General features: G+C 42.2%; 24 protein-coding genes. 1 reads left to right on the top strand and 23 read right to left on the bottom strand.

Going from position 1 to position 24,172, the window contains the following annotated elements; genetic code table 11:
• Positions 1-7: 7 nt before the first annotated feature.
• The 13 genes from BM095_RS02025 to BM095_RS01965 form a co-directional block, all read right to left on the bottom strand.
• A complete protein-coding gene (locus BM095_RS02025; RefSeq protein ID WP_091656692.1) occupies positions 8-700 on the bottom strand; it encodes a DnaD domain-containing protein in 693 nt (230 codons plus the stop codon).
• Between the two features lie 142 nt (positions 701-842).
• On the bottom strand, positions 843-2,027 hold the full coding sequence (locus BM095_RS02020; protein ID WP_091656689.1) for a pyridoxal phosphate-dependent aminotransferase: 1,185 nt from the start codon (positions 2,025-2,027) through the stop codon (positions 843-845).
• 160 nt (positions 2,028-2,187) lie between these two features.
• Positions 2,188-2,664 carry a hypothetical protein gene (locus BM095_RS02015; protein ID WP_091656687.1) on the bottom strand — a complete coding sequence of 159 codons (477 nt, stop codon included), beginning with the start codon at positions 2,662-2,664 and terminating at the stop codon, positions 2,188-2,190.
• A gap of 18 nt (positions 2,665-2,682) precedes the next feature.
• Positions 2,683-5,481, bottom strand: coding sequence for an ATP-dependent DNA helicase DinG (gene dinG, locus BM095_RS02010; RefSeq protein ID WP_091656684.1), 2,799 nt, complete (start codon positions 5,479-5,481; stop codon positions 2,683-2,685).
• 180 nt (positions 5,482-5,661) lie between these two features.
• Positions 5,662-6,504 carry a pantoate--beta-alanine ligase gene (gene panC / locus BM095_RS02005; RefSeq protein WP_091656682.1) on the bottom strand — a complete coding sequence of 281 codons (843 nt, stop codon included), beginning with the start codon at positions 6,502-6,504 and terminating at the stop codon, positions 5,662-5,664.
• Positions 6,501-7,343, bottom strand: a complete 843-nt coding sequence (gene panB, locus BM095_RS02000; RefSeq protein WP_091656679.1) for a 3-methyl-2-oxobutanoate hydroxymethyltransferase — start codon at positions 7,341-7,343, stop codon at positions 6,501-6,503. The genes panC and panB overlap by 4 nt, the downstream gene beginning before the upstream one ends.
• A 383-nt stretch (positions 7,344-7,726) precedes the next feature.
• Positions 7,727-8,686 carry a biotin--[acetyl-CoA-carboxylase] ligase gene (locus tag BM095_RS01995; RefSeq protein WP_091656677.1) on the bottom strand — a complete coding sequence of 320 codons (960 nt, stop codon included), beginning with the start codon at positions 8,684-8,686 and terminating at the stop codon, positions 7,727-7,729.
• Positions 8,676-9,836 carry a CCA tRNA nucleotidyltransferase gene (locus tag BM095_RS01990; protein WP_091656674.1) on the bottom strand — a complete coding sequence of 387 codons (1,161 nt, stop codon included), beginning with the start codon at positions 9,834-9,836 and terminating at the stop codon, positions 8,676-8,678. Before BM095_RS01990 ends, BM095_RS01995 begins: the two co-directional genes overlap by 11 nt.
• A 13-nt stretch (positions 9,837-9,849) precedes the next feature.
• Complete coding sequence (gene bshA, locus BM095_RS01985; protein ID WP_091656672.1) at positions 9,850-10,968, bottom strand: N-acetyl-alpha-D-glucosaminyl L-malate synthase BshA; 1,119 nt, start codon at positions 10,966-10,968, stop codon at positions 9,850-9,852.
• Positions 10,965-11,669, bottom strand: a complete 705-nt coding sequence (gene bshB1, locus BM095_RS01980) for a bacillithiol biosynthesis deacetylase BshB1 (RefSeq protein WP_091656669.1) — start codon at positions 11,667-11,669, stop codon at positions 10,965-10,967. Before bshB1 ends, bshA begins: the two co-directional genes overlap by 4 nt.
• The gene (mgsA, locus tag BM095_RS01975) at positions 11,666-12,079 is read right to left on the bottom strand and encodes a methylglyoxal synthase (protein ID WP_091656667.1); all 414 of its coding nucleotides are present in this window, start codon (positions 12,077-12,079) and stop codon (positions 11,666-11,668) included. Before mgsA ends, bshB1 begins: the two co-directional genes overlap by 4 nt.
• 11 nt (positions 12,080-12,090) lie before the next feature.
• Positions 12,091-12,897, bottom strand: a complete 807-nt coding sequence (dapB, locus tag BM095_RS01970; RefSeq protein WP_091656664.1) for a 4-hydroxy-tetrahydrodipicolinate reductase — start codon at positions 12,895-12,897, stop codon at positions 12,091-12,093.
• Positions 12,897-13,241: a nucleotide pyrophosphohydrolase gene (locus tag BM095_RS01965; RefSeq protein ID WP_091656662.1), complete on the bottom strand. Its 345-nt coding sequence runs from the start codon at positions 13,239-13,241 to the stop codon at positions 12,897-12,899. Before BM095_RS01965 ends, dapB begins: the two co-directional genes overlap by 1 nt.
• Before the next feature lie 126 nt (positions 13,242-13,367).
• On the opposite strand from BM095_RS01965, the gene BM095_RS01960 reads away from it, so the two are divergent.
• Entirely contained in the window at positions 13,368-14,243 is an 876-nt protein-coding gene (locus tag BM095_RS01960; protein WP_091656659.1) for a YitT family protein, read from the top strand.
• A gap of 219 nt (positions 14,244-14,462) precedes the next feature.
• On the opposite strand, the gene BM095_RS01955 is transcribed toward BM095_RS01960, so the two are convergent.
• The 10 genes from BM095_RS01955 to hisC all read right to left on the bottom strand — a co-directional run bounded on the left by BM095_RS01955 (position 14,463) and on the right by hisC (position 24,133).
• Positions 14,463-15,140 carry a zinc metallopeptidase gene (locus BM095_RS01955; RefSeq protein ID WP_091656657.1) on the bottom strand — a complete coding sequence of 226 codons (678 nt, stop codon included), beginning with the start codon at positions 15,138-15,140 and terminating at the stop codon, positions 14,463-14,465.
• Between the two features lie 110 nt (positions 15,141-15,250).
• On the bottom strand, positions 15,251-16,072 hold the full coding sequence (locus tag BM095_RS01950) for a sporulation protein YpjB (RefSeq protein WP_091656654.1): 822 nt from the start codon (positions 16,070-16,072) through the stop codon (positions 15,251-15,253).
• Between the two features lie 141 nt (positions 16,073-16,213).
• Positions 16,214-16,822, bottom strand: coding sequence for a DUF1405 domain-containing protein (locus BM095_RS01945; protein WP_091657835.1), 609 nt, complete (start codon positions 16,820-16,822; stop codon positions 16,214-16,216).
• 86 nt (positions 16,823-16,908) lie between these two features.
• Positions 16,909-17,784 carry a menaquinol-cytochrome c reductase cytochrome b/c subunit gene (locus BM095_RS01940; RefSeq protein WP_091656650.1) on the bottom strand — a complete coding sequence of 292 codons (876 nt, stop codon included), beginning with the start codon at positions 17,782-17,784 and terminating at the stop codon, positions 16,909-16,911.
• A 54-nt stretch (positions 17,785-17,838) separates the two neighbouring features.
• On the bottom strand, positions 17,839-18,513 hold the full coding sequence (gene qcrB / locus BM095_RS01935; RefSeq protein WP_091656648.1) for a menaquinol-cytochrome c reductase cytochrome b subunit: 675 nt from the start codon (positions 18,511-18,513) through the stop codon (positions 17,839-17,841).
• Positions 18,514-18,527: 14 nt separating this feature from the next.
• Positions 18,528-19,028, bottom strand: coding sequence for a QcrA and Rieske domain-containing protein (locus BM095_RS01930; RefSeq protein ID WP_091657832.1), 501 nt, complete (start codon positions 19,026-19,028; stop codon positions 18,528-18,530).
• A gap of 143 nt (positions 19,029-19,171) precedes the next feature.
• Positions 19,172-19,636 carry a YpiF family protein gene (locus BM095_RS01925; RefSeq protein WP_091656645.1) on the bottom strand — a complete coding sequence of 155 codons (465 nt, stop codon included), beginning with the start codon at positions 19,634-19,636 and terminating at the stop codon, positions 19,172-19,174.
• A 46-nt stretch (positions 19,637-19,682) separates the two neighbouring features.
• Positions 19,683-20,948, bottom strand: a complete 1,266-nt coding sequence (locus BM095_RS01920) for a tetratricopeptide repeat protein (RefSeq protein WP_091656643.1) — start codon at positions 20,946-20,948, stop codon at positions 19,683-19,685.
• A gap of 929 nt (positions 20,949-21,877) precedes the next feature.
• Complete coding sequence (locus BM095_RS01915; RefSeq protein ID WP_091656640.1) at positions 21,878-22,978, bottom strand: prephenate dehydrogenase; 1,101 nt, start codon at positions 22,976-22,978, stop codon at positions 21,878-21,880.
• A gap of 48 nt (positions 22,979-23,026) precedes the next feature.
• Positions 23,027-24,133 (bottom strand): histidinol-phosphate transaminase, encoded by a 1,107-nt coding sequence (gene hisC, locus BM095_RS01910; RefSeq protein ID WP_091656638.1) that lies wholly within the window; start codon positions 24,131-24,133, stop codon positions 23,027-23,029.
• Between the last annotated feature and the right edge of the window lie 39 nt (positions 24,134-24,172).

The raw sequence follows: 24,172 nt of genomic DNA, 5'->3' as shown, positions 1-24,172 counted from the left end.
TCCTTCGTCACGTTTCATCTAACCAATTAATATTAGGATATTTTGGTATGGCTTCCTTTTTTTCACGGCGGCTAGCTTGCTGATGACGCCGAAATTTCTCACTATACTCTCTAGCATCGTGTGTCGTCCGGACTCCATTTTTATGCCACTCATGTAATATTCTATCCATATAGCGTAAGTTCAACTTGCCAGATAGAACGGTTTCCCGCAATGCTGCTTGAATGATATCAGGGTCATATTTGTCTTGGTCAAGCCATACTTTAATCGTTTCGCACTCCATCGGAGACAGCGGTCTTGAGAATTCCTGTTCAAATATTTCGTATAGCTCTCCGTCTCTCCTGACAGCTGCTTCTTCTTGTTCTGAGCCGATATACAACTGCAACACTCTTTCATACAGAGGGGACAGCGAATATGTCTCAAACATGACAGCATCGTCATCTTGGTTTTCATCCATTTTAAGAAAGTTTCTTTTGATGAGACTCATCAGTACTTCAGAACATTTACTTTCTGAAATAGACATACGATCCGCTAATTCCGCGGGAGTTGGAAAAGGATGGTTGTCTTCAATGAAACGATGGATGTGTAATAGAAGCATCATTTCACTGTCTTTTAAACCAATTTTGGCATAATGATCTAAAAGAAGTTTCGGTACCGTCGTGTGGCCATATTGTAACAGAGGAATAATGTTCGTGCTCTCCATTCCGTCGTTCTCCTTTCCAACCCTTTTCACAAATCATCATTTCTTATATAACACGAAGGAACTTCTGCTGCAGCAGAAGCCCCTTCTCCGTTCTAATCATTCTTCTCTATACACGAAGTAAAACCGAGTAATGTTTATTTAATTATTTCGCATGGGTTTTCACGAAGTTCGCTATTCTATCCAATGCTTTTTCCAGTAAATCTAACGAAGTTGCGTAAGATAAACGAATATTGTCTGGAGCTCCAAACCCGCTTCCAGGTACGACAGCTACTTTTTCTTCCTCTAACAGTGCTTTTACCCAGTCATCTACGGAGTTGAAGCCACAACGATCCGCTGCCTCTTTTACATTCGGGAATAAATAGAAGGCACCTTTCGGCTTCACACAAGCAACGCCAGGAATTTGAATGAGCTTTTCATATACCCGGTTTAAACGTTCTTCAAAGGACTCTCTCATTTTCTCCACTGAGCCATCGTCTTCTGTATAAGCTGCGATGGCACCATACTGAGAGCTTGTAGTTGGGTTTGATGTGGAGTGGCTCGCCAGACTAGTCATCGATTTGATTAGTTTTTGACTGCCTGCTGCGTACCCAATTCTCCACCCCGTCATGGAATGAGATTTAGATACACCGTTAATGACAACCGTGTTCTCTTTCAGATCTTCTGAAATCTCTGCAATGGTATAATGTTGTGCCCCGTCATAGACAAGCTTTTCGTATATTTCATCGGACACGATTACTAAATTATGTTTGAGCGCAGCTTCTCCAATCGCTTTCAATTCTTCTTTTTCATACATACTTCCAGTTGGATTGCTTGGAGAGTTAATAATAATAGCTTTGGTTCGGCTTGTGACTGCTTTTTCAAGTTGGTCCGGAGTAATTTTAAAATCATTTTCTTCCAATCCATTAATATATACAGGTTCTCCGCCAGCAAGCTTCACTTGTTCCGGGTAGCTGACCCAATATGGAGTTGGAATAATGACTTCATCCCCTTCGTCTAACAGGGCTTGGAACAACGTATATAATACGTGTTTCGCTCCTGTACCGACCATAATTTCTTCTCGACTATATTCGAGACCTTGATCTTCCTTAAATTTAGCGATGATGGCATCTTTTAATCCAGGGAGACCGCCGGAAGGAGTGTATTTTGTTAATCCGTCACGCATCGAAGCTACTGCGGCATCAATAATATAATCAGGTGTGTTAAAGTCAGGTTCACCTGCCCCCAAACCAATAATATCATGCCCTTCTTCTTTCAATGCTTTCGCTTTTGCTGTAATAGCAAGTGTTGGAGACGGGCTTAAAGTTGAGACTCTTTTTGATAATTGCATATGTTTGTTCCTCCTTGTATTTGAACGCTGGTGCTCCACTGCTCGTTAGTCAATATGCTAAGTGTAGTAAAACGATGAACTGAATTCAAGGTTGGTCTCCTTCTATATTTTATCATGGCGGGCGATTCTTATCGGTGACCACGTTGAACCAATGACTTCTTTACGTTTCCTTTATGCTATAGCGCTTTATAAAGGATCCATCTTTCATTTTAATATAGTAGAAATGTAAACGCTCGTCTTTCTCGAATGTCATTTCATAAATGGCTTCACCGTTTTCTATACCAGGCTTTACACTTCTGACTTGCTGTAGTGAAAATTGTTCTTTCACTTGTTGTACCGCATTCTCTACACTGATACCTTCCTCTTTATTCATGATGCGGACAACGTTGTCTTCTATGACAAATACCCAGGCCTCATTTCCCTCTGTCGTCACCGAAGACCCTGTGTATACCGCTTGATCACCGTAATAATAATATACTTGATGAACAGTGCTGATTTCATCGTTTTGCAGCATGATGTTTTCTGCTGTTTTCATTTCTTCAGCAATTACTGACCGGGCTGATATATAGAGAACGGTGACCAAACAAATCACCAAAACGATAGCAATCCCACCGCTCCACCATACCCACTTTTTCATAAAGGTCTTCCTTTCATATTAAGTCAAGTAAAAGTCCGCTAATTCATTTAATATAGTATCTGTCTGTTCGTAGCTAATTGGTAGTTGTGGAATCGAAGCCAAAAACTCTTTTCCGTAATTGGACTCCATTATCCGCTTATCTAAGACAATCACAGTGCCTTTATCTTGTTCATGCCTGATTAATCTTCCGAATCCTTGTTTAAAGCGAAGGATCGCATGAGGAAGCGACACATCCTGAAATGGTGAACCTCCTCGTTTTTTCACATTCTCCATCTTTGCTTCTATGAGTGGATCATCAGGCGGGGAAAATGGCAGCCGGACGACAATAATGCACCGTAAATCTTCACCGGGAATGTCTATTCCTTCCCAAAATGCATTGGTACCTAGTAAAATTGCATTTTCATTCTGTTTAAACGTTTTGATTAACTTAGAGCGGCTGCCAGACTTTACACCTTGCCCAATAATCGAAAACTCGCCAGTGTCATCCCAATGTTTTAGTTGGTAATACGTCTTTTTCAACATCTGAAAAGATGTAAAAAGCACTAACATTTTTCCTTGAGTAATAGAAGCAGCATGATAAATGAACTCTGCAGTTTCTTGAATAAACTCTTTTTCACCATCTTTAATGGCTGCGATATCTTGTGGGATGAGTAACTTAGCATTTTTTTCATAGTGGTACGGCGATGGAATTCGAAGCGTCATCGGAGCAAAATCGTTCAACCCCCACTCCTCTATCATATAACGGAATGAATTGTTTACTGTTAACGAGGCAGATGTTAACACGACACTATTTTTCTTTGCAAAAAAACGATCCGCTAACACTTCCGACACATCAAGCGGTCGAGCTAAAAGATAAGCAGCATTCGCCGCCCCTTTATAGTCACTTTCTATCCAGTATACTTCATTCGGGCGCTCTTCCAACAATAATGACTCAAGGGTCTCACACGCGCTCCATGCTGCTTCATAAGCGGTGTGGAATTCTGATAGAATTTCTTTCACGTTTTGATGGATATCTTCCTTGTTAGAAAGATAGTCGTGAAAGTGTTCCCACTCCATTCGTTCCTCATGTAAAAGGGCTGTGTATCGCTCCATAGATTCCCTAATATATACCCATTCCCTACTGTTCATTTTCGATGGGTAATACCGTAGAGAAAAACGCCCGACATCCGTTCGGCTCTTTTCTGTATTGTTTTTACAAGACTGGGCCACCAACCGGAACAACTCGTCTATTTCATATTTCATCAAGAGGAAATGATCTTGTCTTCTTTGATACCAGGATGTTGAAAAATGATGGTAATCGGTCTGTTCATACACCATTAAACGATGAAATAAACCTGATTCTTTTTGGACACCTATTTTATTTAGTATTTGGTTCATACTAAAATAGTCCATCCCTCTTCCAAGATAGACAGACGCTAACTCACCAAGATGATGAGCTTCATCTATAATCACATATTTGCTTCGAGGAAGCACCCCATTGTTGTTGGAGAGATCACTAAATAACAAGGCGTGATTTGTTATAATAACATCCGCATGTCTCGCTTTCTCTTTCGCGCGATGATAAAAGTTTTTTTCCAGCCAGGGACGGGAGGACTCCATATATATCGTTTCATCGCTTTTTACTTTTTCCCAAAAGGTGCTGCTTACCCCGCCGGCAATGTTAATTTCCTCGACATCGCCTGTGTCCGTCTCTAAAATCCAAACGAGCGATTGTGCAAGCCCTAACGCTTCCTCATACGTAGAGGGGGAGACGGTTAAGAGCTCTTTTAACTTTCTCAAACAAAGATAATGATGCCTCCCTTTCAGCAGTACGCTTCTGAATGGGAAAGGAAGCGTTTTTTGTAAGAGAGGAATCTCTTTGTACATGAGCTGATCTTGAAGAGTAATCGTATGAGTGGAGATGACAACTTTTTCTCCTGTTGATTTGGCAAAGTAAAGGGCCGGCACTAAATAAGACAATGTTTTTCCGGTACCTGTCCCCGCTTCTATCAGAGCATGTTCTTGATCATAAAAAGCAGTCTTTACCGCTTCCGCCATTTTTACTTGTCCATCTCTTTTTTCGTAATCTTCCCAGACGGAGGAAAGGAGACCTCCCTCCACAAAAAAAGAACTTTCTCCTTTTAACTCATAATGAGCCGGTGTCTCCCTCTCTTCCTGCCTTTTTATGGCCAATCCGCGAAATAGGTCATGTTCTCTTATCGCATAAGCTTGTTTTTGTTCATAAGAGGTGGATAGCAAAGGACCGATATCACTGTCCAACACATGGGCAATAGAATGTAACTGCTTCCGCGTCGTTTTTGGCAGCGACATGATTTTATGCTTCAATCTGAGCCAAAGCTCCGCTGTCACGAAAGCATCGCTGTCAGCCTGGTGAGGGTTATGGTGCTGAATGTCTAACCAATCAGCTAATTGAGAAAGCTGATATCCAGGAGCGGAAGGATATAAAATGCGTGCCCATTCTACGGTATCTATCACTGGACCGTGAAAAGCGGGAAACCCTGCTTGCTTAAACTCTTCATTTAAAAAATTTAAGTCAAACGACACATTATGTGCTACAAATACAGCATCTTTCAAAATGGAGAGGAGCTGAGGTGCAACCTCCGAAAAGACTGGCGCGTCTTCTACATCCTGTTGAGAAATACCAGTTAATTGCTGAATAAACACAGGTATATGTTGAAACGGTTGTATGTAAGTCGAAAAAGTATCGGTAATCTCATCTCCTTCGATGATGACTGCTCCGATCTGGATTATTTTGTCTCCTTTTTGTGGAGCATTTCCTGTTGTCTCTGTATCAATGATGACATATTTATTCAGCATGATTTCACCCCAGCTATTCCATAACTATTTGTACGTTTCCTCCTTAGAGGAAGGCAAACGACGTTGCTTCTTGCTAACATTAGGAAGATATGCTTTCTTACTACCAAAGAAGGATGCGTCTCTCGTGAGAAATGATACGGATCAAGGAATGAAGAGACACGTAACTTATGAGACATCCCTCTATATATCTATAATGATATTATCAATGAGGCGTGCTTTTGAAAACTGCAAAGCGGCCGCTATTATGACTTGCTTATCTTTCAGCTCTTTCGTTAAGGAGGGAAAAGATAATATCTCCAAATAATCGACTGTTCCTGAAGTAGCGTTATGTAAAGACCTCTTCATTTCTGCTTCCAATTCCGTAATATTCGTTTCACCGGAACGTAAACGGTCTTCTGCTATTTTTAGATGAGAGAATAACGTCGTTGCATCCTCTCTTTCCTCCGAAGTTAAATTTTTATTTCTAGAGCTCATGGCCAACCCGTCTTTTTCACGGATAGTGGGAGATGCTATTACTTCCACTGGTAAATGAAAATCGTTCACCATATTTTTTACGACAGCCACTTGCTGTGCATCTTTTTGACCAAAATAAGCCCGATTCGGTCGCGTTAACAAAAATAACTTCAGTACAACTGTAGCTACTCCATCAAAATGTCCTGGTCTTGATTTACCACATAACACATCTGTTCCTTTTATGACGCTGACCTTATTATAGGGTGGCTGAGGATACATTTCAGCTACTGGCGGTACAAAAAGGACATCGGTCCCTTCTTTTTCAGCCAGTGCTTTGTCCATGTCGATGGTACGAGGATACGCATCATAATCTTCGTCTGGGCCAAACTGCAGAGGATTTACAAATATACTCACAATGACCATGTCATTTTCCGTTCTCGCTTTCCTGATTAAGGAAAGGTGCCCTTCATGGAGGGCACCCATTGTCGGGACGAAACCAACTGTTTTGCCGTCTTTTTCCCAGTTCAGTCGTTCCGCCTCCAACTCTGCTTTCGTCGTTACATATTTCATTTTGCTGGTGTTCCTCCATAGAGCTTGACTGCAGTTTCCTCATCCATAGTAAATGCATGGCTCTCCTCTGGAAATGAACCACTTTTGACATCCTCTACATAGCCTTCTAATGCCTTTTTTATCACACTTTGAACATTTGCATACTGTTTTACAAATTTCGGTACAAATCCATCGGTGTAACCTACGACATCGTGGTAAACAAGCACTTGGCCGTCCGTCTTATGGCCGGCCCCGATCCCAATCACAGGAATGGTTAATATATTCGAAATATGATCAGCAAGCTGCCAAGGTACACATTCCAATACAAGAGCAAAAGCCCCGCTCTTCTCAGCTTCTATCGCTTCATCAATTAACTGGTTAGCGGCTTGCTCTGTTTTTCCTTGTACTTTATAGCCTCCTAGGACACCTACAGATTGAGGGGTGAGTCCTAAATGAGCCATAACCGGCACACCCGCTGCTGTTAAACGTTCTATGACCGTAAAGGTCTCCCCGCTTCCTTCTATTTTTACCGCCTGTACGCCCGCGTCTTGCAATAACTTCTTCACGGCAGCCAGCGTCTCAGAAAAATCACCGGCATACGTGAGAAAAGGCAGGTCGGTTACGATAAAAGTATCCGGAGCCCCTCGTCTGGCAGCACGCGAATGGAGTAACATATCCTCCAATGTCACAGGGATTGTCGAATCATACCCTTGAACGACCATGCCAGCGGAATCTCCTACGAGAATTAAGTCTACCCCTGCTTCTGCCGCCGCTTTTGCAGCAGGTGCATCATAAGCGGTCATCATAGCAATAGGGTCACTGTCCTGTTTCATTTTCAAAAATGAACCTACGTTTTTCATCCGTTTCCTCCTCCTCTCGGAGAAGCAGAAGATCATGCAGCAGATAGCTGTTTTCTCTTCCGTCTCCGTCCCTGTCCTTTCGGATCAAGGCGTTTTATCATTTATGTTTTTTCGTCAGTGCCATTCAAATGTGATATGGCCTGACTTCTTAAGTATAACAAAATTTTACTGTCCGCGTGAAACAGGTATCGTCTTTGTATGTGTCACGTTTTTCATGAAGTTCTTTTGCTTCCCCAACCAGCGATATGAATTTGACAATTCATCGGCTTCAGAACCGAAAAAATCATGAGTCCTTCAGCAAAGACTCATGTTTGATGTAGAAGAAGGAAGTCAAAGTTTCCTCATCCTATATGTTTCATGGAGAGATCATGAAAACATTTACTCTATAATGAAATGTCAGCGCTATAGATGTGTTCAATCTCTCCGTCCTCTTTTTTTAACAGAAGAACCCCATCATCGGTAATTCCTACAGCCGTGCCAATGAGGGTTTTCGTTACGGTGGTCGCTTTGATTTTTTTACCGATCGTAAATGTTAGAGCTTCCCATCTCTTTTTTACATCTAGAAATCCATGCTTTAGATAATGATGATACCAGTATTCATAACGGGATAATAGTATCGCGATGAAGTCAGCTCTTGAATACGTCGTACCTTCAGATTCTTGCTTTAAGGAAGTCGCAATGTCAGATAGCTCTTCTGGGAATTCCATTTGATTAATATTGATCCCAATTCCCACAATCACCGCTTGAATTCTATCAGGATCTGACTGCATCTCAGTAAGGATACCAGCCACTTTTTTCCCATTCAGCAAAATATCATTCGGCCATTTTATTTGCGGTTGCAAGCCTGTTGCTTCGGTTACCGCTTCTGTGACAGCCACGGCTGTTAGTAATGTTAGTTGAGGAGCTTCCTGTGGCGGAATAGGAGGGCGTAAAATCAAGCTAAACCAAAGCCCGCTTCCAGGGGGTGATTCCCATTTTCTTCCCAGTCTTCCTTTCCCCTTCAACTGACGGTCCGCTACAATGATCGTTCCTTCGGCTGCTCCTTTTCTTGCGGCTTCGTGTGCTTCCTCTTGGGTAGAGGTGACTTCATTTTTATAAATAATTTCTTGTCCTAATGTTTGCGTTTGTAACTTTGCTTTTATTTCATCTTCCCCCGCCCGGTTTGGGTCATTCAACAGCCGATAGCCTTTCCGTGGTACTGCTTCAAGCTCGTATCCATTTTTTCTCAATTCCTCCATATGCTTCCATACAGCTGTTCGGGATATACCGAGCTGTTTACTAATTTCTTGACCGGAGATATAACCATTTGTTTGTCTTAGCAACTGTAATAATTTACTTCTCATGTTCGCAGTTCTCCTTTAAATATTTCAGTAAAGCCGTCTTTTCATTCTTTACGATACCATGTACGACAGCTTTCTCGGCACAGTCCAGCAAGTGACCGATTTTTTCTTTTTTTATGAAATCAAAATGGTTGATAATATCTCTTCCATCCACAGCCATATCCCTTTTACTCCTGATAGGTAACTGCGAAAGAGCATGTGTCACATCTGTTATTCTATTTGTGTTTTCCTTGTTATGAAGCCACTGATGTACAGCTTCAGCATCCAAAGCGGCTTCCCCCATTTTGTAAATCATATACTGGCCCCAAGGAATCTCTTCCGAATATGTGAGAACCGTTTTCAAAATGGATTGCACGTTGCGTTTTTGATCATTGGAAAATCGCCATGCCGAAGTTTTGGCAACTGCCTCGTTTCCATACATACGAAGAAGGAATGCTGCCCATCTGGTATTTTCCGATCGTAAGCGAATCAAGTACCAAGTTGTCGATATGGTAGAAGGGGAAGAGGTCTTCATCGTTTCAGGTAAAAACGAAGCTACCTTTGCCTCTTCAAAATGAGTTAGGGCGGTTTTATGAAATTCTCCTAATAAAAGCTTCCCTACTTCCGCATGAATCCGTTCTTTGGCCACTTCCTGCAATTTTGTTAATCGCTGAATCATCGCCTTCCATGTCTTCTTTTCAATCGTATAACCGAACTCAGATTGAAACCGGAAGGCTCTTAATATACGCAGCGGATCATCTGTAAAAACCTTTTCCGGATCGTGAGCGTTGATCCGTTGACGTTCTAAATCCTGTAAACCATGAAGAGGATCAATGACTTCCCCATTTTTATCCATTGCCAATGAATTCATCGTAAAATCCCGCTTCGATAAATCCTCTATAAGAGTGACAGCCCCTTTCCGGAACGGCGTCACTTCAAACAGGCAATCATCCCAGCGGACAATGTAAATGGGGAAACGACGAGATGCCCGGATAGCTTTTGGAAAAAGTGCTTCAATCTCACATTCGGATGCTTTGGTCACCACATCAAAATCTTTCACTTCCCGCTCGAGGAGCAGGTCGCGGACAGCTCCTCCTACAATGTAAGAAGCAAACCCTTTCTCATCAAAATAGGAAATGAATTGCTGCGCGATTTTCCAGGCCTCTCTGTCCATATCCTAGACCACCTTATCGGTTATAGATGGATTCATACTGCTCCACGATCCGTTCTGAAGAAAACACTGTCTTTGCCCGTTTTACCGCGTTCGTGGAGAAGTATTTATACGTCTCTTCTTCATTTAACAGAGCAGCTCCCAGCTGTCCCGCTTGTTCTGCAGCACCTACAGGTACAATGTAACCATCTTCTTCATGGGTAATCACTTCAGGAATCCCACCAGCGTTCGAACCTATCACAGGCACCCCGCACGCCATCGCTTCGAGGGCCGCTAACCCGAAGCTTTCTTTTTCTGATAGGAGGAACATCAAATCGGAAATATGTAAATAATCCTCTATGTTCTTTTGATTGCCTAGAAAAAGGACTTGATCACTTATGCCTAATTCTTCAGCTTTTTGACAGGCTCTTAGCCGGTCCGGCCCATCCCCAACCATCAAAAGCACAGCCGGGCAATCTTTTTTCAAGACGGCAAAAGCTTCAATGACATCGAGCACTTTTTTGACAGGCCGAAAGTTAGAAATGTGAATGACTACTTTCTCTTGGTCGGTAATCCCATACGCTTTCTTTAAATCGGAGCCAACCGCTCGCGGGTAGTATATTCTATCGTCTATAAAGTTATATATCGTTTCGATAGGCTTCGTCGTTTGAAGCATGTCTTGTGTTTCTTGAACGAGTGCTTTCGACACTGCCGTTACTTCATCAGAACGATCGATCGCATAACGAATAATTTCCTGTAAAGACGGATCGTGTCCTAAAACAGTGATGTCTGTGCCATGCAAGGTTGTCACTACTTTCACTTCATCGTCCACCATATCTTTCGCAAGCAAAGCACAAACAGCATGAGGGACGGCATAATGGACATGCAAAACATCCAGCTTTTCCCGTTTAATCACTTCAGCCATTTTACTGGCAAGTGTTAGAGAGTATGGTGGATATTGAAAAATCTCATATTGATTTACTTCTACTTCATGATAATAGATATTAGGATAAGGTTTATTCAGCCGAAAAGGCAACGCTGTCGAAATAAAATGAATGTCGTGCCCTTTTTCTGCCAATAATTTTCCCAACTCAGTGGCTACTATACCTGAGCCGCCGACAGTTGGATAGCAAGTTATTCCTATTTTCATGATCAGCTTCTCCTTTGCGGAATCGACGAAAAAACAAATGGAGCATCAACTTTAAATCCTTCAGCAGCCTGCACTCCAGCTTCTCTGCCAAACAACATATCTCTTGATCTGACACGTTCTATATATCCATTCGTTAATGGCGTCTCTACACTGTTTTTATCTTTTACAAATTGACTTTGGTAACAGAGAAGAGCTTTTTCTTTATCGGTCTGCCACCTCGAGATATCTACATAAAAATCTGGCTGGTGAAATCCGTTCACAAAATAATAGTAAAACGATGGAGTTTTATGAGCAGGAACTTCTATATCAGGATACCTGCGAATGCCTGCGTCAAACAGCGCCTCTCTGACAAGCTGACCGCATTGTCCATGGTCTGGATGCCGATCTATTTCATAGGGAGCAAAAATAACGTCTGGTTTTAATTCCCTGATTAATTGGATCAAAGCGCGATAATCAGTATGATCTTTTGATAATCCACGGTCAGGAAAGGACAACTGGTATCTTTTAGCCACCTGTAAAATGGCAGCGGCATCTGAGGCCTCATTTTGTCTTTTTTCGACTGTGCCATTCGAGGAAAGCTCTGCTTTTGTTAAGTTACAAATATACACAGTATCCCTAGCTGCTGTGTGGGACGCGATGGTCCCTCCCATTCCTATTTCTACATCATCCGGATGGGCCCCGATAGCAAGTATCGTTCGCTTTGTCATGTCACATCTCCCTCGCTGCCATACAAATCTCTGAAGTCCATTAACCCTTGTTCCAAACCATTTACGAGTACTTCAGCTGTCGCCATATTGGTTGCCGCGGGTACATTATGTACATCACAAATACGCAATAGAGCTGTAATATCCGGTTCATGCGGCTGCGCTTCCAATGGATCTCTGAAAAAAATCAATAAATCTAGTTTCCCGCTAGCTGCAAGAGAACCGATTTGTTGATCGCCACCGAGAGGTCCTGACAAATGCTTATTTATCGAAAGACCTGTTTCTGTTTCCAGGCGCATACCTGTCGTTCCCGTCGCATGGAGAACGTGGTTTGAGAGAAGAGGTTTATAAGCTTGGACAAAACGGATCATGTCTTCTTTTTTTTTGTCATGTGCAATGAGTGCAATATTCAAAAGCCTCTCCCCTATTCCATAATGTTTTCTAAACCGTATACTAATGTTTTTAACCGCACCACATTATCCACGGCAAGCCTGACTCCAGGCATGAAAGATTGCCTGTTTATTGAATCATGACGGATGGTTAGCGTTTGACCGGCTCCCCCAAACAATACTTCCTGATGGGCTACTAAACCAGGTAAGCGGACACTGTGGATATGAAGGCCGTTCACTTCAGCACCTCTTGCTCCTTCCATGTCTTCTTTTTCATCCGGATGACCTTGTTGTTTCGGTGTTCTCACTTCATTAATCAAAGCGGCTGTTTTTGCGGCTGTACCGGATGGTGCATCTAGTTTGTTATCATGGTGCATTTCCAAGATTTCAACGTCTGGAAAGTATTTAGCCGCCATTTGTGAAAATTTCATCATTAACACAGCTCCGACAGCAAAGTTAGGAGCAATAATAGCACCTATTCCTTTTTCTTCTGCCTTTTTACGGGATTGTTCAATTTCTTCTTCGTTGAAGCCCGTAGTTCCGATAACAGGGCGGACACCATGATCAAGAGCGATACCGAGGTGTTTTTTTCCAGCTTCTGGTGTCGTTAAGTCTACGAGCACATCCGCCTCTACCTGATCTAAACATTTTTCCAAATCATCGAAAACAGGCGCTTTATCATCAGGCATTCCTTCCAAGTCTTTTATTTGGATACCATCGTTTTTAGAGTCTACTGCTGCTGCTAATTCAAAGTGGTCGGTTTCATTCACTAACTTGACCGCTTCCATTCCCATTTTCCCACGTGGTCCTGCCACCACGACTCGAATTATATTCTCTGCCATTACTCTTCATCTCCTTCTGTTTCTATCTTTGTCCAACGGTCTTTATCTCTCGTTCGAAATTTATCCATCACTAAGTCAAACGCTTCATCCAGGTCGATATGTAGAGAATTTGCAAAACAAATCAATACGAACAGGATGTCTCCCATCTCCTGTTCTAAGGATTTCTCTGATTCTGTTGATTTCTTTGGCTTTTCGCCATAATAATGATTAATTTCTCTAGCCAGTTCTCCTGTTTCTTCAGACAGTCTTGCAAGCATGGCAAGCGGGCTGAAATACCCTTCTTTAAACTGTCCAATATAATGATCTACTTCTTTTTGCATCTCTTGCATGGACTTTGAATTCATCTTATCCCCGCCTTCTTTCTTATCGTATCGAATTCTATTTCGTTTGACAATTGAAAGGAACAGTTGTTACGTCTTCTTCTTTTTTCTATAATAGCTCTACATAGATGGAAAAAAGGAGGATCCTGTATGTTGCTCTGGAAACATGCCAAAAACATAGCTTTTATCATCCTCGGTTCCGCCATTATGTCTTTTGGTCTCGTTTATTTTAACATGGAGAATAATTTGGCTGATGGCGGTTTTACAGGCATTACATTAATTTTATATTTTATATTCACTATAAATCCTGCCATATCTAACTTAGTATTAAACATCCCGCTGTTTTTCATCGGTTGGAAGCTACTTGGAAAAACGGTTTTCGTTTATACGGTAATCGGTACATTAAGCATTTCATTATTTTTATGGTTGTTCCAGGACTACCCGTTACTAAACCTTCCTTTGCATGAAGATATGACGCTGGCAGCACTATTTGCCGGTGCCTTTCTCGGTACAGGGTTAGGAATAGTATTCAGATACGGAGGAACGACCGGGGGTGTCGACATTATCGCTAAGCTTGGTTTTCATTACTTTGGCTGGAGCATGGGGCGTACCATGTTTGTCTTTGACTCCCTTGTCATCATAAGTTCTCTTATATATTTGGATTATCGAGAAATGATGTATACCATATTGGCGGTGTTTATCGCCTCTAAAGTGATCGATGTCATTCAGCAAGGTGCTTATTCTGCAAAAGCTGCCTTTATCATTTCAGAGAATACGGAAGAAATTTCGGAAGCGATCTTAAAAAAAATGGAACGAGGGGCTACTCTCTTGCAAGGAAAAGGGACGTTTACTGGGTCAGAAAAAGAAGTGCTGTACTGTGTCGTGGGCAGAAATGAATTAATTCGCCTGAAAAATGTAGTCGAACAGCTGGATCCTCATGCTTTCGTCACTGTCAATGATGTCCAAGACGTTATGGGAGAAGGGTTTACGATGGACGAAAACAAAAAGCCTTTGCGAGTTACGTAGATAATCATTCCAGAACCAAACAATAAAAAAACTGCTCGTCCTTTTATAGACCGAGCAGTTATTCCGGAAAGATAAGAAAGCATTCATGGAGTGATGTCTAGCTTCAGCGCCTACTCGCTCGAGGTCACTTCAGGCCTTTGCAGAAGCCGAAAAGCGACTTCTGTCAAAGTCCTTCCAGTGCTTGTCGCTCGTGAGCTAGGCGCTTTCGCTTTTCTTTTTTTATTCTTCGTTCATCAAGAAATACATATAAACAAACCGTACAAGCTCTAAGACAGCAACTAATGCGGCAGCTACATAAGTGAGTGCGGCAGCATCTAATACTTTTCGGGTTTCTCTCTCTTCTTCGTTACGGATGATACCGGTAGAGACGATTTGTTCCATCGCCCGATTTGAGGCATTGAATTCAACAGGTAAGGTAACAAGTTGAAACAGAACGGCTGCCGCCATGAATACGATACCAGCCAACAGCATACCGCTTGCCTGGAACAAAATCCCTCCTAAAATGAGGAAAAAGGAGAAGTTCGACCCTAAATTCGCGACTGGCACTAAAGCATGTCGGAAACGAAGAAAAGCATAATCCTCTGCGTCTTGAATAGCATGTCCAACTTCGTGGGCAGCCACTGCCTGCCCTGCTACACTATGACCATAATAGTTATCTTCAGACAGACGAACCACCTTAGCTCTAGGATCATAGTGGTCACTTAATTGACCTTTCACAGGTTCTACTGAAACATCAAAAATTCCATTATCTTGTAAAATTTTTCGTGCGACTTCCGCTCCTGTCATGCCGGAAGAATTCGTGACTTTCGAATATTTATTGTACGCTTTTTTTACTTTTACTTGTGCCCAAATGGGGATGATCAATAATGCGGCTATATACAAGATCCAAATTCCCATTTCCTGCCTCCTTGGAAATCTTTTTATTATCCTCTTCTATTATTTTATTTAGTACGTCAAAGAAAGTCAACGATGATGCCTCAACGATTTATGATCAAATATTGAAAATTTCAGTCTCTTAATTGCTGCCTGCTTTTCTCCCCTTTGTATTTTTTCCAACCCGTGTAAGTTAATGAAGAGACAATCACACTACCAATCGTAATAATAACCAGCCATAAAGATGGATCTACATTCGACTTCTCATAGTCCCCGTTAATTAATTGGGTTACCTTTTTTCTTAATTCTTTAATGTCTTGAGGGTCCTCTTTTTCTATCCATTTGGAGTGATTATCTAAATAGCTCAGGTACGATGCAAATGGAGCATATCCTTCTTCCTCACCAATGTACACAGCTGAACGGATCACTTCGAATTGACGGCGCCACTCCTGATAGGCTTGTAAAGCGGCTTCTTTCTGACCTTGCATGAGATGATCCTCTACTTTATCAAGTATCGTTAATGAGTGCTCGGCATATTTCTTCCATAATGGATGGTGTTCACTGATAGCAGCGTCTAAAGCTAAACGAAACGAAGTCGCATAACGGAGACGAATATGCTGGGCTGCATCCACACTAGTCACAGACTCACTCGTCCGTTCAAATGCCCTCAATAGCTCAGCCATTTGATGAACATTCAATTGATGGGCTTCAAAATTCACCGTTGGCCACTGTTCTTTCATCCAATTGTAAATCTGTTTCGCTTCTTCATATTCCCCGTCTTTTATTAGTTGCTCTAATACTTTCGCCTTTTCAGCAACCGTATTTAATTTCGTCGTTTCACTCGTCTCTTCAGCTATAGTTTGTCCTAATCCAAGCATAAATACTAGCCCGCCACAGACTAGGACACGACAAACGAATTTACAACTTTTCAACACACTGCAGCCGGTGTCATTCATAAAAAAACCCCTCCTATCTCCTTGTCCTATTCTATGATTTAGCGGACAAGAGTAGACCGGAAGGATGAGAGGGAAATTCTATTTATTGTGTCATTGTCTGTATAACGATGATGCCAAGCTATTCTCAAGTATCGTGTTCTGCTATGATAGCTTTCCTGGCTGATGAGGCAGAGAATACATCGTACGCTCTTTTTTAGCTCCAAGAAACCAAGTGACAGCGACGGAGAAAACACTCAGCCAAAACGTAAAATAACCGATGTGGGCAATAGAATCGACGATAGCAGAAGACACCCATGGATACATACCGTACACATAATCAATGATGTCATTATGAACAGTCCAAAGCGCCACAACGATCAGCTGCCAATTTTTAATTCTGTAATAAGGAGCGAAAAGTACTGCCTGTAAGGCCATACCAAAATGAGAAGCGATCAACATATAGTTTTGCCAACTCAGCTCCGCACCGGCTATCCCGGCAGAAATATTCATCGCAACAGCCCACAGACCATACTTTATGAGTGTAACAGAAGCCAATGCTTCGATCAGGCCATTGTTTTTTTTCAATAAAAATAAAAACAATACAATACAAAAAAACAGGCTTGCCGTTGGACTATCAGGAACGAAGATGAGAAACACAGGAGGAGTTATTTCTAGTTGCGCTTTATACCACCAATATCCGTAGATGGTACCAAGTACATTAACGATCAACAATGCCGCAATCATCGTTGGCATTCCTAAAAAGCGAATCATAAGGCCCAATTTTACTCACACCCATCTACATATTCATTCGTAAAAAAACAGCTGTCCCAATAAATGGAACAGCTACTTTTGAATGATTATTCTTCCGTTTCTTCTTCAGCTTCCCCGTCTTCGGCAGTCTCTTCACCTTCAGCGTCATCGCCTCCGGTTTCGTCTCCACCGTCAGGGCTGCCGCCGTTCGCAATATACTGTGCAAGAGTCTCCAGATCTTCTTCACTTCCATCATACTGACCTGGAGGCATCTCACCGATACCGTCAACAGCAATTTCTTTAATCGTTTCTACGTCATACTGAGTGTCAAATAGAGGTGGTCCTGCAGAGCCTGCTCCTTGAAGCTGATCCCCGTGACAAGCAATACAGCCTTGGTCCGAATAAATTTGATAACCATCTGCTTCTGTATCGACTTGATCTGCTAATTCAGCCTCTTCTTCATCAAGCATTTGACCCTGTTCTGCTGCTGCTTCCCAGTCATGGTTCTCCACTGATTCCCATGTCAAGTAAACAGTAGCCAGAACACCGATAAACATCAATGCAGAGGCAATAGGGCGGCGTGATGCCCGTCTTTCCGGGCCATTATCAAGCCATGGCGCTAATAATAAAGCACCAAAAGCAAGCCCTGGAATAACTACCGTCCCAATTACGTTAAAATCACCGGATGCATATTCATACTTCAACAATTGATACAAGAATAAAAAATACCAGTCCGGCAGTGGAATATAACCGGAGTCTGTTGGATCCGCCATCCGCTCAAGCGGTGATGGATGTGCAACAGTCAAGCATAAATAACCGACCAAAAATACGGCCCCGACCATCCATTCTTTCAGAAGAAAGTTTGGAAAAAAGGCTTCCGTTTTCCCGGGGTATTCCGAATAGTCTTTTGGTATGTTTGGTTTTCTTCCTTCAGCAGGAACACGGGAATCCCCGACAAATTTCATACCTTTTCCACGCTGCATCGGTTTCCCTCCTTATTTGTGTGCTAATCCGAATATGTTTACGTGCTGCTTCTATTATAGTGGTCCTGCGATACCTTGTCGGCGGATCATTATAAAGTGAACAGCCAACAATCCAAGCAAAGCTCCCGGAAGGAAGAATACGTGGATCGCAAAGAAGCGTGTGAGAGTTTGTGCACCAATGATTTCCGGATCCCCGGCTAGCAGAGTTTTTGCTAGGTCACCAATGACTGGCACACTTTCCGCAATCTGTAGTCCTACTACGGTTGCAAAGTAAGCTTTCATATCCCAAGGTAATAAATACCCTGTAAATCCTAGACCTAGTAATAAGAAAAACATAAGTACACCGACAACCCAGTTTAATTCCCTAGGCTTCTTATAAGCACCAGTGAAGAATACCCGTAATGTATGTAAAAATACCATTACTATGACCAAACTTGCCCCCCAATGGTGCATCCCGCGCACGATCATGCCAAATGCCACTTCACCTTGTAAGTATTTGACTGATTCGTAGGCGTTAACGATATCGGGTACGTAATACATTGTCAAAAACATCCCGGACAAAAACTGAATGACGATAATAAAGAAAGTCAATCCTCCAAAGCAGTAAACAAACGCTGAGAAATGATGTGCCGGATTGACGTGTTCCGGAACTTCATGATCAGCGATGTCACGCCACAAGGGAGTGATGTCCAGGCGTTCATCTACCCAATCATACAAACGTTGCAACATAAATGACGCCCCTCCTAAATTTGTGGATTCGCTTTTCCTAGGTAAACCGTTCCGTCACGCACTTCTATTTCGTATTTATGAAGCGGTTCTGTCGGCGGCGTTCCCGGTACGTTCGTTCCATTTTTTTCAAATCGGCCGCCGTGACAAGGACAGAAAAATTGATTCTGGTAACTTTCATTTGAATTCCAGTTCACCGTACAGCCTAAATGAGTGCATGTTGGTGATAGAGCTGTAATATTATCACCTTCTTGATAAATCCAAGCCGTTTCAGTTACTTCAGAAGTATACCAACCGTCTACTTGTTCATAAGAAAAGTCAAAACGCTGTGGTTCTTCTGTTAATTCTGAGACGTCAGCAACTGCGTTCATATCCCCTGCACCGGCTGACTGTAGTACGGGATCAATTGCAAATCTTGCCATCGGCAAAATCATTCCTGCTGCCATAAAACCGCCAACTCCTGTAAGCGTATATGTCAGAAATTGACGACGCGATACATTGTGATTTTTCTCACTCACCACGTTTCCCCCCCTGCTATATAAATTCAGTCCTCCCGGACAGCATTACACACACTTAACAAAACTAGGACATACTCATGATAGCCTAGCAAACGACAAACTGTCAATCTTTTGTAGAGGCATTTTATGAGCCAATTCGACTTTTAAGGATTTTCTTTCCATTTGTTTACGACCAAAGGCAACAGCTGTTTTATTTGCTCAGAAATAATTTGTTTTTTATACTCGCTGTCCATATTTTCAAAAGGAACGAGCGGCATCCAAATTAACATTTCGTCCAATTCATTTTCGACTTTTTTCCACTCTGAGTCCGCTGTTAAAAAAATGATATGTTTTATCTCTGCTCCTTTCATCTGCTGCTGCCAATGTTCTAACCGTTCCTTACTGGCTTGAACTCCTTCTTCCGAAAGATATGTGAATGGCGGAGTAAGCAGCATACGGCCGTGAAACTGCCTTTCAATTTCTGCAGCCATGACGGTAATAAATTCAGCCATCGCCGCGCTTTGCTTAATGCTGTTGTCAAAATTGATAGGTAATAGTGGAACAAGTGCCGTGTCGATGTATTGTTTCTCTGCCACAAATGAAGGTATATCTTCTGTTGTCCATTTCATAGTTTTACCGTCCCTCCCTATTTTATAACCGAGTCTTTCTTTAATTTTATAACTCTTCTTCAAGGTCAGCTATTAACATCGCCAAGTCTTCGTCCGGCGTTTCTAATCGGGCGGCTGCTTGTAAATAAGTCAGTGCCTTCTTTCGGTCACCAAGTTCAAGCAAAAGACGTCCATACTCTTCTAGAAAGTCTCTATCTTCGTTGTAGACACTGCTTGCACTATCAAAGGCTTCTTTCGCTTCTTCAAGCTCATCCTCTTCCCACAATGCCTTCCCGTAGAACCAATCGAATCTGGCATCCACCTCTCCGATTTCTCGAAGGTATGTAATCAAATCAATCATGGAATTATAGTCTTCTTGAGTATCCCACAGTTTTAAGAGTGTCAAGGAGGCTTCGATATTCCCAGGGTTTAATGATAAGGCCTCACGCAAACGATGTTCTCCTGTCTGTTCGTCTCCAGCGGTAATGTACAGCTTTCCTGATTCCGTATACAGGACATCGTTATACTCATCGACTGCTAGTCCATCCTCCGCGACCTTTAACGCTTGTTCGGTATTACCAATTTTTTCAAGGGACTGTATTAAGTAGGGATACAAGGAGACAAATTCGGGATCAAGATCTTTTAATTCTTCAAGTTTTCGAGCTGCTAATTCATAATCTTGTAGTTGGAGAGCAGTGAAGCCGTATCCAAATAACGCCTGTACATCCGTATGTTCTTTTAATCCTTTCTCGTAATAGCGCAACGCACTTTCAAATTCCCCTGTCGCGCTGTAAGCTTCCGCAAGACGCAGCTCCAAACTTCCTTCTGGGTATTCAAACCCGTCATGCTCGGCACGTTTTAAATAAGGAATGCTTTTTGAGAAGTCACCGCGTTCTAAGTAATACTCTCCTAATCCCGCAAGTAAAACAGGTTCGTCAGGAGCCGCTTCTAATGCTATTTTTAATCGGTTTTCGGCTGCTTCATCTAACCCTTGCAGTTGATACAAATCCGCTAGCAGCATCTGGGCTCTGACAAAGGAATCATCGTCTTCTTTTATTTCTAACAGCCATTCCATTGCTTCATCTTCACGATCCATATCAATTAAGTTTTCAGCAGCCAACGTATAAAGTTCCCCTTCATCGGGGTAATGACTTATTAATTCCTCAATCAGCGGCTGTGCTTTATCCGCACGGCCCAATTCATTATAAATCATAGCCAGATCATACATCTCCTGATGATCTGCATGTTTCTCTCGTTCTTGAAGCAAACGTAAGCCTTCTTCTGTGTTACCTTCTTGCAACATTGCTACGATTTGTTCTAAATTTCGTTCCATTTATTTTCCCTCCAATAGAGGTATACTCATACATTCCTTCATACTACAACGAACAGATTACGGGAGGCAAGCAAATACAAAAAATAAGAGCAAGGCGCTACTTGCACAGGACGTGCTGACTTCTGCGTTGGCTTACGCAGGAGGCGTTGACTTTTGCGTTGCAAACAGGTCGATTGCTAACTTAGCAAAAGATTTATACCTGACGTTTGCGTTTTTAGCAGAAGATCAACTGCTGGCGTTCGTGAACTTAGCAGTTGAACACTTAGCTGGACATTTCTTGAATGTTATACTACCTAATCTCACACAAAAAAAGACCCGGTAAAGTAAACGCTTACATACCGGGTTAGCAAATAGCTATTTGATTAAATTAAGAGTATGGATAGGAGTGGAGAGAAACCATACGCTACTTTTAGTATAGTCTACTTGTTTAAAATGTCAATATCTTTTTTGAATTTTAAAATTTTACGGGGCTGAATCAAAATCAAAAGGTGTTGCTCAGTTGAAAAACATTCCGCTTTCACCACGGGCACAAGTGCGACATCCGTTCAAGCTGCACTATGTTTGCTTTCACTGTGTCTTCTTAGCCGCAGGGTAACACTTCAACTTCTTCGGCAGCGCACCGCTGCCTGTGGGATTTTACTGCCACAGGATGTGGTGGCTTCTGCGCTGGCTTACGCAGGATGCGTTGACTTTTGCGTTAGCTAGTACACGATGTACTGACTTCTGCGTTGCAAACAGGACGTTTGCGTTTTTAGCAGAAGTTCAACTGCTGACGTTCGTGTACTTAGCAAAAGTTCCCTACCTGACGTGTGCGATTTTAGTAGAAGTTCCTCTGTTGCTTTTCCCGCAGGAGTCTTCATGTTTTTCAACTGCAAGGCACCTAAAGTAGATGTATACCTGCTTTTGATATAGCTCCACAAATCCTTTGATTAATCCATGATATATGTTTCATAGAGAGAATTCTCTAAATGACGGCGTCCTTCTTCCCTGTCTTCATGAGAACGGAAAGTAAGTCGCAGAACTCCCATAATATCAGCTCTTGTCTCAATAATACGTATGTTTGTGATGCTTATTCCTGCCTGTCCTAGTATTCCCGTAACATCGGAGATCACGCCGGGGTGGTCAGGAATATCTACAAATAGATCATAAAATGCAGGAAGTGCTCCTTTTTCTCTAGATGGCAAGCCATCTCTAAAGGCTTTCGCATCGGAAAAATACTGTAATATTTTTTCTTCATCATCTTCTTCAAGCATGGTTTCCATGCGGGTAACTTCCTCTTTAAAATGCTTAATTAATTCTAAAATGGTATCTTTGTTATGAAGGAGAATATCTCTCCACATTACCGGGTTTGAGGAAGCGATCCGTGTTATATCCCGAAAACCACCAGCTGCCAGCCGCGATACTAATTCATCTTCTTTTTCTACATGTCTTACCTGCTGGACAAGACTTGCCGCTACGACGTGAGGCAGGTGACTAATTAATCCTGCTAATTTATCATGCTGGCCAGGACTTAATTCAATAAAGCGAGCTTTCGTTCCTTTTAACCAATTTTGAAGTTGGATAATTTTATTGGCTTCTACTGATTTATCAGGTGTCAACACATAAAATGCATTCTCAAATAAATGAGACCGAGCCGCCTGTACGCCACTCTTATGGGAGCCTGCCATAGGGTGGCCGCCAATAAAGGAAATCCCTTTATGAGAAAGTTGGGCTGCTTTCTTTAAAATGCGGGTTTTCGTGCTACCTACGTCGGTTACTATGGTTCCTTCTTTCAGGGGGAGGTCTTTTAATTGATCTATGAGCTGCTCTGTCTTTGTTACCGGCGCGGCCAACACAATTAAATCCGCATCTTCTACGCCTTCCGAAAGATCTTCCGTCATACGATCAATGACACCTAATTTCAGGCCCAACTTTAATTGATTTTGATCAATATCTACCCCTGTAATAAAAGCATCATGTTCTTTTTTTATAGACAAGGCTATGGAACCTCCTATAAGTCCCATACCAATTACACAAACGTTTCGTGTCATCCCTCACGCCTCTCTTTCTCTTTTTTAGAGGCACATACCGAAAATATATTATTTTCCAATGGACTGGCGCTGTTCTTGTAATGACTCTTTCAACGCTTCTAGAAAGAGTTCATTTTGCCTTTCTGTGCCTACGGTAACCCGAATAGCTTGTGGAAAACCAAGGGCTTCTCCTGAACGTACAATAAAGCCTTTTTTCAACAAAGATTGAAACATGGCATTTCCAGGTATTCCGGTTTCAATCAGCATAAAATTCGTTTGAGAAGGTAAGTAGGATAATCCTTGTTCCTCACAAAATGCCGCAAACTTACTTAGACCCTTTTTGTTTTCACGTCTGCAACGTTCGATATATTCCTGGTCTTCCAATGCGGCCATCGCTGCAGAGTGGGCGATCGTACTCGTGTTGAAAGGCGGGCGCACAGGATCCAAAATGCTTATTAACTCCTCTGACCCTACCCCATAACCAATTCGGAACGCTGCCAATCCATAGGCCTTTGAAAAAGTACGCAAAACAAGAAGGTTTGGATACTCATCAAGATAAGAAATGGTATCCGGATAATCCTCTGCCGTAACATATTCTACATACGCTTCATCCGATACAACAAGCACATCATCTGGGATTTTCTTCAGGAACGTTTCAAAGTCTGCTTTTGTGGTGTACGTTCCGGATGGATTATTTGGATTACACACCCAGACGATTCGCGTATTATCGTCTATTTGTTCAGCCATACTATCCAAATCATGCACACCATTTTTCAATGGGACTTCTCTTATCTCTGCCCCTTCAATGAATGCGTTATGCTTATATTGAGAAAAGGAAGGTGTGGCCATTACCGTGTTCGTTTCAGGAGAAAGCATGGCACGGCAAAGCATAAGTATTACTTCATCAGAACCCGCTCCAAATAAAAGCTGGCTTCCTTTCACTCCTAAGTGGTCCGCCACAGCGTCACGCACTTCAGCTGCATAGCCGTCCGGGTAAATCTGAGGCTGGGACGCTCCTTGTTTCACTGCTTCAAAAACCTTTGGAGAAGCACCAAATGGGTTTTCATTCGATGCTAATTTATGAACTTCTGATAATCCCAGCTCTTTCTTCACTTCTTCGATAGGTTTACCTGGCTGATACGGTTCCATTCCTAATAATTGTTTCTTTACTTTCATTATTCGTGCACCTCTCATGATATATAATCAATCTCTATC

This window comes from Alteribacillus iranensis (assembly GCF_900113025.1).
Classification (GTDB): domain Bacteria; phylum Bacillota; class Bacilli; order Bacillales; family Marinococcaceae; genus Alteribacillus_A; species Alteribacillus_A iranensis.
The sequence above is the reverse complement of the archived record's forward strand: the minus strand, read 5'-3'. Positions and strand labels throughout refer to the sequence as shown.